This window comes from Mycolicibacter icosiumassiliensis, from assembly GCF_900078685.2.
GTDB classification, from domain to species: Bacteria; Actinomycetota; Actinomycetes; order Mycobacteriales; family Mycobacteriaceae; genus Mycobacterium; species Mycobacterium icosiumassiliensis.
This window is the reverse complement of record NZ_LT546170.1, coordinates 837,149-851,084: the sequence shown is the minus strand read 5'-3', so window position 1 is coordinate 851,084 and position 13,936 is coordinate 837,149. Positions and strand designations below refer to the sequence as shown.

Below are 13,936 nucleotides of genomic sequence, written 5' to 3'. Positions count from 1 at the left end.
TCACCAAGCGCCCCAGCCAAATCCGAACCAACCAGATCAACAACCCAATCCAGCTCATCAGCCTGCGCCACCGGAACCCCCGACAACGGCGACAACCCAAACGCCAAAAACGCCCCAACCGCACTACTGGCCCCCAGCAGTCGACGGCTAGGCCGACCCAGCCGACCGCGCCGACCGTTGCCCGAAGTGTTACGCCCTACTGCCATTTGGGATTTCCTATCTGTGTGGCCCACAGTTGTGCTAGCTCTGTCTGTCGTTTAGTTCTGGATCGGCTGGCCCCTTCAGGCTCAGCCGGTAAAGCCCAACGCCGCGGCGATCTGGTTCGGAATATCGTTGAGCCACTCGGCGGCGACCCCAAAGAAGTCACCGTTGATACCGAGCACGCCCAGGTCGGACAGGCCCAAGCCGTCGATCAGACCGTTGATGTCCAAGCCGCCGAGGCCGAGGTCGGTGAGCAGCGAGTTGATCGTCACGCCGCCGAGGCCCAGATTGGCGACAATGGTGTCCAGATCGTTGGTGTCCAGGCCCAGCCAGCCGAGGAAGGTGCCCAACGTCGGGTCACCCAGAATGCTGGTCATCACGTCGGTGATGAAGCTGTCGAGGTGCACCTCGTCGAGGCCCAACCCGTTGAGCATGCTGCCGATCGACACCCCGCCCAGCAGACTCTCGATGACGTCGTCAAGGTGCCTGGTGTCAAAGCCCAGACCGCTGAGCAGGCCGGCAACGGAGATGCCACTCAACCCGAGCCGGTCGACGAAACTGTCGAGGTCGATGTTGTTGAAGCCGAGGGCGTTGAACATCGATTGGATGTTGAGGTTGTCCAGCCCCAGGGCGTCGATCAGATTCTGCAGGCTGACACTGCCCATCCCCCAGTCCTCGAAGAGGGAGAGCACGGACGTGTTGCCCAGGCCCAGCCCGTCGAGGGCGCTGGTCAGGAGTTGGTTCAGGGTCGGGTTGAAGCCCAGGTCGGTAAGGAACTCCTCCAGGGTGACGTTGCCGCTCAGGTTGCCCAAGCCCTCGAAAAGCGTCTCCAGCTGGTAGTTGGACAGGCCCGTCGATTCGACCAGCTGTTCCACCGTGACGTTGTAGAGGTTCAGGTTCGACAGGGTCTGCCCGACGGTGTTAGTCCCCAACAAGGCGTTGAGTGTCGGGTTGCCGATCTTCTCGATCAGGCTGGCGTTCTCCGGGGAGAGCGTGGCCAGCGGGGTGTCGCCGATACCGGCGATCGTCATCAGTTCGGTGAACTTGATGTCGGTCATCGGGGTGGTCGGATCGATGCCGAGGGTGTTCTCCCCGACCGGCATTCCAGACAGCAAGTCGCCCAACGTCTGGTTCCCGAGCTCCCCCATGAAGTCGGAGAAAGTGGTGCCCGGTGGGAACATCGACGCCAGCAGGTCGAATATCCCGGTGTTGCCGGTGATGTCCGGTCCCAGGAAGCCGTTGTTCAGCAGGTCGAGTAGCGTGTCGCTGCCAGTCTCGCCGAGCAGGAGGCTGATCCCGGCGCCGAGGGTGACGTCGCCCAGGCCCAACTCGGCGAACAGATCGGTCAGCGCGGGGTTGCCCAAGGTGTCGGTGATGAGCCCGCCGACGGTCCAACTCGGGTCCACCAGGCTGGAAAGCGATTCGCTGCCCGTCGCACCGAGCAGGTCCTTGATCAAGCCGCCGACCGTCTGGTCATCGCCACCGACGAGGCTCAGGATGAACTCCGACAGCGTGGGGTTGCCGATGCCGACTTCCGGCAAGTTGAGCAGGGCGATCAGCAGACTCGCGATCGAGTCGTCCGGGCTGATACCGCCGAGGTCGGTCAGCAGCTGGGCGATCGTGGGGTTGCCGATACCGGCCTCGTTGAACACTCCGATCAGCAGTTCGGACAGCGACTGGGTGCCGATCCCGAACTCGTTCAGCAGGTCCACCGGCGTCATGTGGCCATAACCAACCTGGTCGAGCAGTTCGATGATCAGGGTGTCCAGCGGGACGTCACCGATACCGGCCTGGCTGAGCAGGCTGGTGATGGTGGTATCGCCGTAGCCGGACTGATCGACGAGGCCGCCGATGGTGAAGTTGGCATCGATGGGTTGCCCCGTGGTGAGGAAACCGTTGAACAGCGGGATGGTGATGTCGCCGATGCTGAAGCTCGCAGTGCCGTTGAGGAAGGCGTCGAGCAGGGTCGCCGGCGCACCGATCAGCGCAGAGAGCGCCCCCATCGGGTCGCTGAAGTTGAAGACATCGCGGATGACGTCGCCCATCGCGTCGAAGAGCGTCACCCATGGGCCGATGCCGGCGAGCAGCGAGTTCATCCACAGCGGCAACTGAAGGCTGATGTCGGCCGGGAACGGCAAGAACTGCATGCCGATGGTGGGCATCGCGTTGGTGAAAATGTTGACGACATCCGGGATGCCGGCCAACGCCTCCTGCGGGTGCGTGACGATGTACTGCAGCAGGCCCCACATATCGACCGAGTTCTCGCTCAACGCCTGCAAGTTGGCAATGGTGTGGGTGAACAGGTCGGTGTAGGGCGAGAAGAAGTCGCCGGAGGTCAGCGCAACGGCCCGCTGCTCGACGGCCGCGAGCTCACGTTGCAGCTGCGGCAGTTGCGAGGTGACGGGTGGAACCGCGACCAGACCCACACCGACAACGGCCAGGCCGGTGGTGATGTACGGACGAAGTGTGTGCTGCATGACGCCCTCCCGGACGGAAGTTCCGAAGTTTCCCTGTCGCCTAGCCACCGAGCACCGCCGCAATCTGGTTCCCCAGGCCATCGAGCCAGTAGGACAGCGAGCCGTAGAACTCTTCGATCTGCGCGTTGATCACGGTCAGATCGCCCATACCCAGCGAGGTCAGCAGCTCGTTGACGGTCTGGTTACCGAAGTCGCCGAGCAGGGCACTCACCGTCGTGGCACCGAACAACGAGTCGATCAGCTCATTGAGGGTCTGATCGCCCAGGCCCAGATCGATGAGCCCGTCGTGGATGGTCATGCCGCCGAAGAATTGATCAAACAGGTCGCTGAGCGACTGCCCGCCGATACCGAACTGGTTGAGCATGTCGTTCACGCTCTGCGGGCCCAGGGCCTGTCGGATGATGTCGTCGAGATGCATGCTGCCCATGCCGTTGTCGTCGAGCGCGTTGGCCACGGTCTGGTCGCCGAAGGTCTGAGTGAGCAGTTCGGACAGGTGCAGGTCGCCGATGCCCGCTTGGTTGAGCATGTCGACGATGGTCTGGTCGGCCGGGACCAGCTGGTTGATCAGGTCAGCCAGCGGGGTGTTGGCCGTGATGCCGAGCAGGTCCGCCAGCGGCTGGTCGGGCATGTTCGCCAGCACCAGCTCGTTCAGGGTCATATCGGCAAAGCCGGACTGGCTGAGCATGTCGGACAGCGTCACGGCGAAGTTGGCGGTGATCACCTCGGCCAACGTTTGGTTGCCCATGTCACCGAGCAGCGAGCTGAGCGGCGAATTGAGCAAGCCTTGCTGTTCCAGGATCGAACCAACGGTCTGGCCGGCCATCGCGTCGATGAACGACGAGTCACCACCCTTGGCCAGCGGGGTGCCGCCGGTAGCGGCGATAAAGTCGTTGATCGTGATGTTGCCGATCAAGCCCATGTTGTGGAGGTTTCCGAACACGGTGCCCAGCGACAGGTTGGTGATACCCAACAGGTCGGTGAGTTGTTTGACCGTGACAGCGCCGAGGCCGAGATCGTCGACGACGTCAAGCATCGACGTGTTGCCCGCGTCGCCGAGGACGCCGACCAAAACCTCGCCCATGTTGGCGTTGCCGATGCCCGCCTGAGTGACCAAGTCCATCAGGGTCTGGTTGCCCAGACCCAGGCCGTTCAGCAGCGAGGTGATGACTTCGTGGGTGGTCAGGTCGCCACCGCCAAGGGCGTCGAGCAGCGAGGCCGGGGTCTGGCCGGCGAGACCGAGCGCCTCCACCACGGTCTGCAGCAGGCCGTTCACGGTCAGGCTGTCAGCGCCCAAGTCGCCGAGCAGGCCGCTGACGGTCGGATCCCCGATGCCCAGCGCGTTGAGCACGTCCATGCCCAGGTCGGCGATCTTGAGCTCGCCGAGGCCGATGTCGTCGGCGATCCCGGTGACCGTCGGGTTGTCGAAGCCCAGGGCGTGCGTGATGTCGATCGCGATATCGGCGACCTGCAGATCGCCGACACCGATCTGGTCCATGATGTCGGCGATGGTGGGGTTGCCGATCCCCACGGCGTCCAGCACGGTCATAAACACGCTGGCGACCTGCAGGTCGCCGAGCCCGAGGGTGTCAATCAAGTCAACGGGGGTCTGGTTGCCCAGCCCCACGCTGTCCAGCAAGCCGGTTAGCATGCCCGACACCTCGAGCGAGCCGATCCCGGTCTGGTCGAGCAGGTGGGCGACGGTCTGGTCGCCGATCTTCAGGCCGTTGACCACATCGTCCGCGGTGAGGTCGATGACCAAGTTCTGGCCGGGGACCAGGATGCCGTTGAAGAGCGGGATGTGCACGCCGGCGATGTCCAGGGTGTCCGTCCCGTTGAGCCAGGCGTCAAGCAACCGAGGTACCGCGGTGAAGATCGCCGCGAACGGGTCGAGGAAGTCGTTGGGGCGGAAGATCTGGTCGAGAATGTCGTTAAACGCGTTGTTGACCGTGACCAGCGGACCGATGAGGCCCATGCCGATAGTCAGGATCGGCGAGAGCAGGACCATGATCGGGTCTTCGCCACTGACCGAAGGCATCAAGGTGGTCAGGAAGTCGAACACCTCCGGCAACCGCGACAGCGAGCTCGGATCGGTGAAAATCTGCTCCAGCAGGTTGGCCCAGCCGTTGTCGTGGCCCATGGCCACCAAGTTGTTGGCGGTGTTGGTGAAGAGGTCGGTCCACGGCCCGAAGAAGTCGGGCGTGGAAGTGAGCTGCACGGCATGGTGTTCGACGCTGTGAAGTTGCTGGCGAGGCTCTGCAGCGGGCCGCATGGCCGCGATCGGCACCGCGGTATTTACCGCGATTAAGGCGGCACCAGCGATGGCGACGCCGGGGGTGACGTACGGGCGAAGCGCCAGCTGCATCATGCTCTCCTACGGACACTGACTACGGACGTTGCTTAAACTTACATGAGTTTTCCGCGTTGTCGAACGGTAATCGTTGTAAGGAAAAACCTCGGAAAAACGCGGAAAAATCACACGCGAGGCGATATATCTCCACTTGACGGGACGGCGATACCCCATGTTGCAGCCGCGAGTGCACCGCAGCCCGACCCCGCCTCTCAGGTTTTGTTAATGTCGATTCTGGTACCGGTCGATCGCTAAGGTGGTCAACACAATGAGCGCAACCAACCTGATGGCCATGCTGGCGCAGCAGGCCGACCGTTACGGCGACAAGATCGCGTTCAGCTTCTCCACAGGTGGCGAGGCCGAACAGGCCCGGATCAAAAGGGGTCGTGGCCACACACGGGTCTCGGCCGGACTGGCGCTTTAGCCCTGCGGGCCTTTGGTTCCCCGCAGCCGCTGCGCCAAGCCGGTCGCAGCCAGCTGCACCAGGCCGCCGAGCAGGGCGCTCTTGACGTCCGAAGCGTCGGTTTTGGGCAGCGGCTCCGCCCAGTGGGCCATCGGCACCAATTCCCCGGCGACGTATTGCTCGCGGCATGCGCGACGCTGAATCTTGCCGCTGGTGGTGGTCGGTATCCGCATCGGCTTGAGCAGCATGACGGCCTGCGCGTCGATGCCATGGTGGGTGCGGATCGCCGCCCGGATCGTTTCGATCAGGTCGTTCAGATCGACCCCGACCGCCTCGTGGTGGTGTACCTCTTGTACCACCACCAGATACTCAGGGGCGTTGCGCTGGGTCTCCAACTGGAACACCGCACCACGGCTGGGCATCAGTGCCGGGTGGCAGGCCTGCACGGTCAGCTCGATGTCATTGGGGTAATGACTGTAGCCGCCGATCGTCATCAAGTCCTTGCACCGGCCGGTGACGAACAGCTCGCCGTCCCGGAAAAACCCCAGGTCGCCGCTGCGCAGGTACGGGCCCTCACCGGTGTCGGCCACGTGCGCGTGAAAGGCGTGCTCGGTTTCTTCGGGACGGCCCCAGTAGCCCACGCCTACGCTGGGCCCGGACACCCAGATCTCGCCTACTTCCTCGGGGGCACGGAGTAACCGCGTCTCGGGATCGACGATCAGGACTTCCTGGGTCTCCGCCTTGGCGCCGCAGCCCACCAGAGCTACCGCTCCAGCGGTGTCGGCTTTCACCTCGACAACCCGTTCCTCGCTAAGCGCGCTCCGGTCGTAGTGCCGGATCACCGGCACCGACGACTCGGACATGCCCGTCACGCCCAGGGTTGCCTCGGCCAGCCCGTAGGCGGGAATGAAGGCCTCGGGCCGGAAACCGGCGGGCGCGAACGCCTCGGTGAAGGACTGTAGGGTCTCGGGGTTGATCGGTCCGGCACCGATCACGGCGATCGACAGGTTCGACAGGTCGAGGGCGGCGCGCTGCTGCGCGGTGCTGCGTTTGACGCACGCCTCATAGGCGAAGTTGGGCGCGGCGGTGATCGTCGCTTGGTAGCGCGATATCGCCTGCATCCAGCGGATGGGGCGCATCAGGAAGGCACTAGGCGACATCAGCACGGTGGTGCGGCCGCCGTAGATGGTGCCGAGAATGCCCCCAACAAAGCCCATGTCGTGGTACTGCGGCAGCCAGGACACCCCGCTGATCGGGCTGTTCATCACTGGCGCGTCGTCGGCCGGGTTCAGTGCCCACCGCATGATCTCGAGGTTGCTCAGATAGTTCCGGTGGGTCAGCACACAACCCTTCGGCACCCCGGTGGAGCCCGAGGTGTACTGGATCATCGCAAGACTGTCCGCGCCGACGTTCTGCAACTCCCAGGCCGACCCGTCGTCGGAGACCTCGTCCATGGCCAGCCAGGTCAACTTCGGGCCGGCGCTCAGACCATCCACGGCGGACTTCATCTTGTCCTGGGTCTTGGCGGTCGCCAGCGCGAAGCGCGCATCCGCTTCGGGCACGACGGTCTCGACCCGCCGGATCGGCCAGTGTTCGTCGACCGGAACCGCGACGGCGCCCGCGTAAAAACAGCCGAACAGCCCGACGATGCTGTCCACCCCGGGGCGGCAGAGCACCAATACGCGCTCACCGGCGGCACCGCGATTCTGCAGGGTGGTCGCGATCGAGCGGGCGCGCCGGTCCAGTTCCCGGTAGGTGATCCGGTCCTCTTCGATATCGCCCTCGGGACAGAAGATGAATGCGGGCGTGTCCCCACGACGCGCAGCCTGCTGCTGCATCAGGTCAATGAGCGTGTCCAGAGCCAGCGGGGCTAAGGACGTCGTCGGTTCTGCCATCTTCTGATCACCTTCAGGGGTGCTTCGCGCTAACGGCCCACAGCGTAGCGGGATCGCAAGCGCGGCGGAGCCGGCGCTCGGAGTCGAGTGTGCGGTTTGATCGGCATCTTCGACGTTTCGCCTACGAAACCGCACAGTCGGCGACATAGCGCGGGTGGTCGCTCGACGGTGGGCGGAGGCCAGCGCCCGAACCAGCTGGTCGACCTCGGCCATCGTCGAATAATGGCCCAACCCGATGGTGACCGCTCCCCCGACGTCGTTGACCCCGATCGCATCCAGCACCCGGGATCCGGCATTGGCGATCGCCAGCACACCGTTGTCGGCCAACCGCTGCACCACCCGCTCGGCCGGCACCTTCTGTACCGCGAAGCTGACCACCGGGATGCGCGCCTCGGGCTGGCCGATCAGCATCACCAGCGGCAGTGACCGCAACGAACTCAACAGGTACTCGAAGAGCCGGTTCAGATATGCCGCGGCCGACTGCATCGATACCGCCAGCCGCTCGCGCCGACTGCCCCGGGCCGACTCGTCCAGCGAAGCCAGATACTCGACACTGGCCACCAGTCCAGCCAGCAGACCGAACTGGTGCAGGCCGACTTCCAACCGGGCCGGGCCCACGGCGTGCGGATCCAGTGACACCGATCCGAACGTCTCGATCAGCGCCGGGTCACGGAAGACCAGCGCGCCCACCGGCGGCCCACCCCAGGAGGCCGCGTTGACGGCCACCACGTCTGCCTCGACCTCCTTGATGTCGAGCAGTTGGTAGGGCGCCGCGGCCGAGTGGTCGACGACGGCCACGCCGCCCACATCGTGGACCAGCTTGGTGACCGGCCGAAGATCGGTGACGGTGCCCAGCACCCCCGACCCCGACGTCAGTGCCACCAACCGGGTGGACGGGGTGATCAGGTTCTCCCACTGCCAGCTCGGCAGCTCCCCGGTCTCGATGTCGACCTCAGCCCATTTGAGCTTGGCGCCATAGCGGTTGGCGGCGCGTACCCAGGGGGCGATGTTGGCCTCGTCGTCGAGGCGGGTTACCACGGTCTCGTAGCCCAGGCTCACCCGCGACGACGCGGCATCGGCCAAGGCGCTCAACAACACGGCGCGATCGGGACCCAGCACCACCGCGGCGGGATCGGCGCCCACCAGATCGGCCACCGCCTGGCGGGCCGCATCCAGCACCGCGGCACTGCGCCGGGCCGCCGGGTGCGGGCCGCTCGCCTTCGCCAACGATCCCCGGAACGCAGTCGACACGGTCGTGGCCACCGAGTCCGGAATCAACATGCCCGACGGTGAATCGAAATGAACCCATCCGTCACCGAGCGTCGGGTGCAATCCACGCACGCGAGCGACGTCATAGGCCATGCCAGCCACCTCAAAACTTCTCAAGATCGATCGGTGAACGTCTCGTTTCACGAGATAGCTCCCCCGCAATACGGAGCCAGGTCACCTTTGCAGACATACTAGTGCAGTGCTTCTTGGCTTCGGAATGGTCTTCGGACTGGTCACAGCGCTTTTGCTGCTGGTGGTTCCGGGCGCGCTTGTGGCCGCCGGCGCCGGACTGAACTGGCCATTAGCCGTGGCGGTAGGCCCGGCGCTGACCTACGGAGTCGTAGGCCTGGCCATCGTCCCGTTCGGCGCGCTCGGAATCCCTTGGAACGCAATCACTGCAGCGGTCACCCTGGTGGCGATCGGCGCGTTGACGGCCGGCCTGGCGAAGGGAATGCGGTCTTTGCTGGAGCGCCGCCCCGGCATCCATGTGGCGGCTCCCTCACCGGCGCTGTGGCCGATACTCACGGTGGCCGCCGGAACACTGCTGGGCGTATTGCTGATCGGCTGGGCCGCGGCCCGGGGGATCGGAAATTGGCAGAGCATTCCCAGCACCTGGGACGCGGTATGGCACGCCAACACCGTCCGCTTCATCCTCGACACCGGCCAGGCCTCACCGACCCACATGGGCGAGCTGCGCAATGTCGAAACCCACGCCGCGCTGTATTACCCCTCGGCATTTCACGCGCTGACCGCGGTGCTGTGCCAACTGACCGGCGCCGCACCCACCACCGGCTACACCCTGGCCAGCCTGGCCGCTTCGGTGTGGCTGTTCCCGGTCAGCGCGGCCCTGCTCACCTGGAATCTGCTGCAGCGAGTGACGAGCACCGCCGTGACCGCAGTGTCAGCGGGCGCCGCCGCCGCCCTCTCGGCGTCGTTCACCGCGCTGCCCTACGTCGAGTTCGGCACCGCCGCCATGCCCAATCTGGTGGCCTACGGACTGGTGGCGCCGGCGTTCGCGCTGATCACCGCGGTGCGCACCCTGCGGGACCGAATCGGCGTGGCGGTGCTGGCGCTGCTGGGAGTGTTCTCGGTACACCTGACCGGGGGCGTGGTCACGGTCTTGCTGGTGGCGGCCTGGTGGCTGTGCCCCAAAGACGGAGCGCTGTGGAATCCACTGCGCGGGAAGCGGCGTGACACCCTCGCGCTGGCCGGGGTCCTGATTCCGACCGGCCTGCTGCTGTTGCCGCAACTGCTGAGCGTGCGCAAGCAGGCCGAGATCATCGCCGGGCACGCGTTCCTGACCCACGAGGGCCGCAAGTCGGGTCTGCGCGACGCGCTGCTGATGTACACCCGCCACCTCAACGACTTTCCGATCCAATACGCCCTGGTGGCACTGACCGCGGCGGGGGCAGCGGTGCTGGTGGCCCGCAAGGTGTGGTGGCCGTTGGCGCTGTGGGCGGTGCTGGTGGTGGGAGTGGTGCAGTCCTCGGCTCCGCTCGGCGGCCCGGTGGGCAAGGTGGTAGGCACCTTCACCGACCTGTTCTACAGCGACCCGCGCCGAATCATGGCGGCGATGACGCTGCTGTTGGTCCCGACGGCCGGCGTGGGCCTGGCGGCGCTGGTGGCGCTGGTGACCAAGCCGATGGGCGCGCGAGTCCGTCCGGCGGCGACCGGGCTGCTGTTGGTGGCCGCGACGGTGGGGCTGGCCTGGCATTACCTGCCGCGCCACGCCTTCTTGTTCGGCGACAAGTACGACTCGGTGATGGTCGACTCCCGCGACCTGCAGGCGTACGCATACCTGGCCGACCTGCCCGGGGCCCGCGACACCGTGATCGGCAACGCAAACGTCGACGGCAGTGCCTGGATGTACGCGGTCGCCGACCTGCACCCGCTGTGGACGCACTACGACTATCCCCAGCAGCAGGGCCCCGGCCCGCAGCGATTCATCTTCTGGGCCTACGCCGACGACGCCGACACCGATCCGCGGGTAGCGGAAGCCGTGCACGACCTCAATATCCGCTACGTGCTGATCAGCAGCCCGACGGTCCGGGGGTTCACGCTGCCCGACGGACTAATGTCACTGGAGAAATCGCGGTCGTGGGCCAAGATCTACGACAATGGCGGGGCCAGCATCTACGAATGGCAAGGAGACAAAGCGCGGTGACCAGCAGCGGCAGCAGCGCAGACGACATGGACAGCGCAGATGGTGTCGAGATCATCAGCGGCGCCGACCCGCGGCTGCTGACGGCCGGGCTCAGCAGCTCCACTGACGCCGCCGATGATGACGAGGCGTCACTGACCGACCTGATCGAGCAGCCCGCCAAGGTGATGCGAATCGGCACCATGATCAAGCAGCTGCTCGAAGAAGTCCGCTCGGCTCCCCTGGATGACGCGAGCCGGCTTCGACTGCGCGAGATCCACTCCGCCAGCATTCGCGAGCTCGAGGATGGCCTGGCCCCGGAGCTGCGCGAGGAGCTGGACCGGCTGACGCTGCCGCTGCGCGAGGACACCACCCCGTCGGACGCCGAGCTGCGAATCGCCCAAGCCCAGCTGGTGGGCTGGCTGGAAGGCCTGTTCCACGGCATCCAGACCGCGCTGTTCGCCCAGCAGATGGCCGCCCGTGCGCAGCTGGAGCAGATGCGTCACGGCGCCCTGCCCCCCGGCGCCGGTGGCGGCGGGCACGCCCAGGGCCATACCGGCTCCGGTCAGTATCTGTAAGCCTGCGAGCGGAATTGCCTTGTCTGCCAACGATCCTCGTATCGACACCCGCGACGCCTGGGTCGAGTTCCCGATCTTCGACGCTAAGGCACGATCGCTGAAGAAGGCGTTCCTCGGCAAGGCCGGCGGGGCGATCGGACGCAACAACTCCAATGTGGTGGTGGTCGAGGCGCTGCGCGACATCACCATGTCGCTGTCGCTGGGCGATCGAGTTGGCCTGGTCGGGCACAACGGCGCGGGCAAATCCACACTGCTGCGGCTGCTTTCAGGAATCTACGAGCCGACGCGCGGGTCGGCATCGGTAGTCGGGCGGGTGGCGCCGGTGTTCGATCTGGGCGTAGGCATGGACCCGGAGATCTCCGGCTTCGAGAACATCATCATCCGCGGACTGTTCCTCGGCCAGACCCGCAAGCAGATGGCCGCCAAAGTCGACGAGATCGCCGAATTCACCGAGCTGGGCGACTATCTGGCGATGCCGCTACGCACCTACTCCACCGGCATGCGGGTCCGGTTGGCGATGGGCGTGGTCACCAGCATCGACCCGGAAATCCTGCTGCTCGACGAGGGCATCGGCGCAGTGGACGCCGACTTCTTGAAAAAGGCCCAGACCCGGCTGCAGAAACTGGTGGAACGGTCCGGAATCCTGGTGTTCGCCAGCCATTCCAACGAATTCCTGGCCCGGCTGTGCAAGACCGCGATGTGGATCGACCACGGCACCATCCGGATGACCGGCGGAATTGAGGAAGTGGTCGGCGCCTACGAAGGCCCGGACGCGGCCCGGCACGTACGCGAGGTGCTTGCCGAGACGCAGGCCAGGGACCAGGCGTGAACCAAACCGTCTACGCCGTCGTCGTCACCCATCGGCGGCCGCAGCAGCTGGCCGAGTCCCTCAAGGCGCTCACAAGCCAGACCCGGGCACCCGACCACGTGATCGTCGTCGACAACGATAACGATGCCGCAGTGCGCGAGCTGGTGGCCGGCCAACCGGTGCCGTCCACCTACCTCGGGTCGCGGCGAAACCTCGGTGGGGCAGGCGGTTTCGCGCTGGGCATGCTGCATGCCCTGGCCGCCGGCGCGGACTGGGTGTGGCTGGCCGACGACGACGGCCTGGTCGGGTGCCCGGGTCTNGTGTGGCTGGCCGACGACGACGGCCGTCCCGCCGACGCCGGCGTGCTGTCGGCGCTGCTGGACTGCGCGGCCAAGCATCACCTGGCCGAGGTGTCCCCGATGGTGTGCAACATCGACGACCCATCCCGGCTGGCCTTCCCGCTACGGCGGGGCCTGGTGTGGCGGCGCGAGGTCGGCGAATTACGCACTGGCGCAGCGGATGACGATCTGCTGCCGGGGATCGCGTCGTTGTTCAACGGGGCGTTGTTCACCGCGGATGCCCTGGACGCGGTCGGCGTGCCGGACCTGCGGTTGTTCATGCGCGGCGACGAGGTAGAGGTACACCGCCGGCTGGCGCGATCCGGATTGGCGTTCGGGACGTGCCTGAACGCGGCCTACCTGCATCCGTGCGGGTCGGCGGAGTTCAAGCCGATCCTGGGTGGCCGGATGCACGCCCAATATCCAGACAGCGCCGCCAAACGCTTCTACACCTACCGTAACCGCGGCTATCTGATGGCCCAGCCCGGCATGCGCCGGTTGCTGGTCCAGGAGTGGCTGCGGTTCGGCTGGTTCTTCCTGGTGTCGCGCCGCGACCCGGCCGGCCTGATGCAGTGGTCGCGGCTTCGCCGGCAGGGACGCCGAGAGCAGTTCGCCAAACCGGAGGGGCAGCAATGAGCTTCGACGACGTTGCCGCGCAGTCCAAGACGTTTGCGCGGGCGCGGGCCGATCTGGTGGACGGGTTCCGCCGCCACGAGTTGTGGCTGCACCTGGGCTGGCAGGACATCAAGCAGCGCTATCGGCGCAGCGTGCTGGGCCCGTTCTGGATCACCATCGGCACCGCCACCACGGCGGTGGCGATGGGCGGGTTGTACTCCAAGCTGTTCCACCTCGACCTGGCCGTGCACCTGCCGTACGTGACGCTGGGACTGATCGTGTGGAACCTGCTCAACGCCGCCATCTTGGAGGGCGCCGACGTGTTCGTCGCCAACGAAGGGCTGATCAAACAGCTGCCGACGCCGTTGAGTGTGCACGTCTACCGGTTGGTGTGGCGCCAGATGATCCTGTTCGCGCACAACATCGTCATCTATCTGCCGATCGCGCTGATCTTCCCGAAACCCTGGTCGTGGGCGGATCTTTCGGTGGTCCCGGCATTGCTCCTGATCGCGCTGAACTGCGTGTGGGTATCGCTGTGCTTCGGGATTCTGGCCACCCGCTACCGTGACATCGCCCCGCTGTTGTTCTCGGTGGTGCAGCTGCTGTTTCTGATGACGCCGATCATCTGGAACTACGACACCCTGCGTGCTCAGGGGGCGTCACGCTGGATGAACGTCGTCGAACTCAACCCGCTGATGCACTACCTCGATATCGTTCGGGCCCCGCTGCTGGGCGCGCACCAGGAGCTGCGGCACTGGGCGGTGGTGCTGGTGCTGACCGTGGTCGGCTGGGCGGTCGCCGCGGTGGTGATGCGCCAGTACCGGGCGCGGGTGGCGTACTGGGTGTAGCAGCCGCGCAGGTCAGG

General features: G+C 65.7%; 9 protein-coding genes and 2 pseudogenes. 6 read left to right on the top strand and 5 right to left on the bottom strand.

Going from position 1 to position 13,936, the window contains the following annotated elements; all coding sequences use genetic code 11:
* Window positions 1-287 precede the first annotated feature (287 nt).
* Window positions 288-2,678: a hypothetical protein gene (locus tag BN4346_RS46540; protein ID WP_067977041.1), complete on the bottom strand. Its 2,391-nt coding sequence runs from the start codon at window positions 2,676-2,678 to the stop codon at window positions 288-290.
* 40 nt (window positions 2,679-2,718) lie between these two features.
* A complete protein-coding gene (locus BN4346_RS46535; protein ID WP_235653810.1) occupies window positions 2,719-5,040 on the bottom strand; it encodes an autotransporter outer membrane beta-barrel domain-containing protein in 2,322 nt (773 codons plus the stop codon).
* Between the two features lie 253 nt (window positions 5,041-5,293).
* Here BN4346_RS46535 and BN4346_RS47945 point away from each other — a divergent pair, with 253 nt between their 5' ends.
* Entirely contained in the window at window positions 5,294-5,449 is a 156-nt protein-coding gene (locus BN4346_RS47945; RefSeq protein WP_154677688.1) for a hypothetical protein, read from the top strand.
* On the opposite strand, the gene BN4346_RS50110 is transcribed toward BN4346_RS47945, so the two are convergent.
* The 3 genes and pseudogenes from BN4346_RS50110 to BN4346_RS46525 form a co-directional block, all read right to left on the bottom strand.
* Entirely contained in the window at window positions 5,446-5,922 is a 477-nt protein-coding gene (locus BN4346_RS50110) for a hypothetical protein (protein ID WP_456080973.1), read from the bottom strand. The two genes, BN4346_RS47945 and BN4346_RS50110, sit on opposite strands and share 4 nt — an antisense overlap.
* 147 nt (window positions 5,923-6,069) lie before the next feature.
* Window positions 6,070-7,251: pseudogene (locus BN4346_RS46530) on the bottom strand (AMP-binding protein); the annotation flags it as partial.
* A 246-nt stretch (window positions 7,252-7,497) separates the two neighbouring features.
* A pseudogene (locus BN4346_RS46525) lies at window positions 7,498-8,685 on the bottom strand (cysteine desulfurase-like protein); the annotation flags it as partial.
* Window positions 8,686-8,809: 124 nt separating this feature from the next.
* Between BN4346_RS46525 and BN4346_RS46520 the strand changes: the two are divergent.
* The 5 genes from BN4346_RS46520 (at window position 8,810) to wzm (ending at window position 13,919) form a co-directional block, all read left to right on the top strand.
* Complete coding sequence (locus BN4346_RS46520) at window positions 8,810-10,756, top strand: DUF6541 family protein (protein ID WP_067977039.1); 1,947 nt, start codon at window positions 8,810-8,812, stop codon at window positions 10,754-10,756.
* The gene (locus tag BN4346_RS46515) at window positions 10,732-11,310 is read left to right on the top strand and encodes a bacterial proteasome activator family protein (protein WP_078058888.1); all 579 of its coding nucleotides are present in this window, start codon (window positions 10,732-10,734) and stop codon (window positions 11,308-11,310) included. Before BN4346_RS46520 ends, BN4346_RS46515 begins: the two co-directional genes overlap by 25 nt.
* 19 nt (window positions 11,311-11,329) lie before the next feature.
* Window positions 11,330-12,139 carry a galactan export ABC transporter ATP-binding subunit Wzt/RfbE gene (wzt, locus tag BN4346_RS46510; protein WP_067977038.1) on the top strand — a complete coding sequence of 270 codons (810 nt, stop codon included), beginning with the start codon at window positions 11,330-11,332 and terminating at the stop codon, window positions 12,137-12,139.
* Window positions 12,136-13,092: a galactofuranosyltransferase GlfT1 gene (gene glfT1, locus BN4346_RS46505; protein WP_067977037.1), complete on the top strand. Its 957-nt coding sequence runs from the start codon at window positions 12,136-12,138 to the stop codon at window positions 13,090-13,092. Before wzt ends, glfT1 begins: the two co-directional genes overlap by 4 nt.
* Window positions 13,089-13,919: a galactan export ABC transporter permease subunit Wzm/RfbD gene (gene wzm / locus BN4346_RS46500; protein ID WP_067977036.1), complete on the top strand. Its 831-nt coding sequence runs from the start codon at window positions 13,089-13,091 to the stop codon at window positions 13,917-13,919. The genes glfT1 and wzm overlap by 4 nt, the downstream gene beginning before the upstream one ends.
* Window positions 13,920-13,936: the final 17 nt, after the last annotated feature.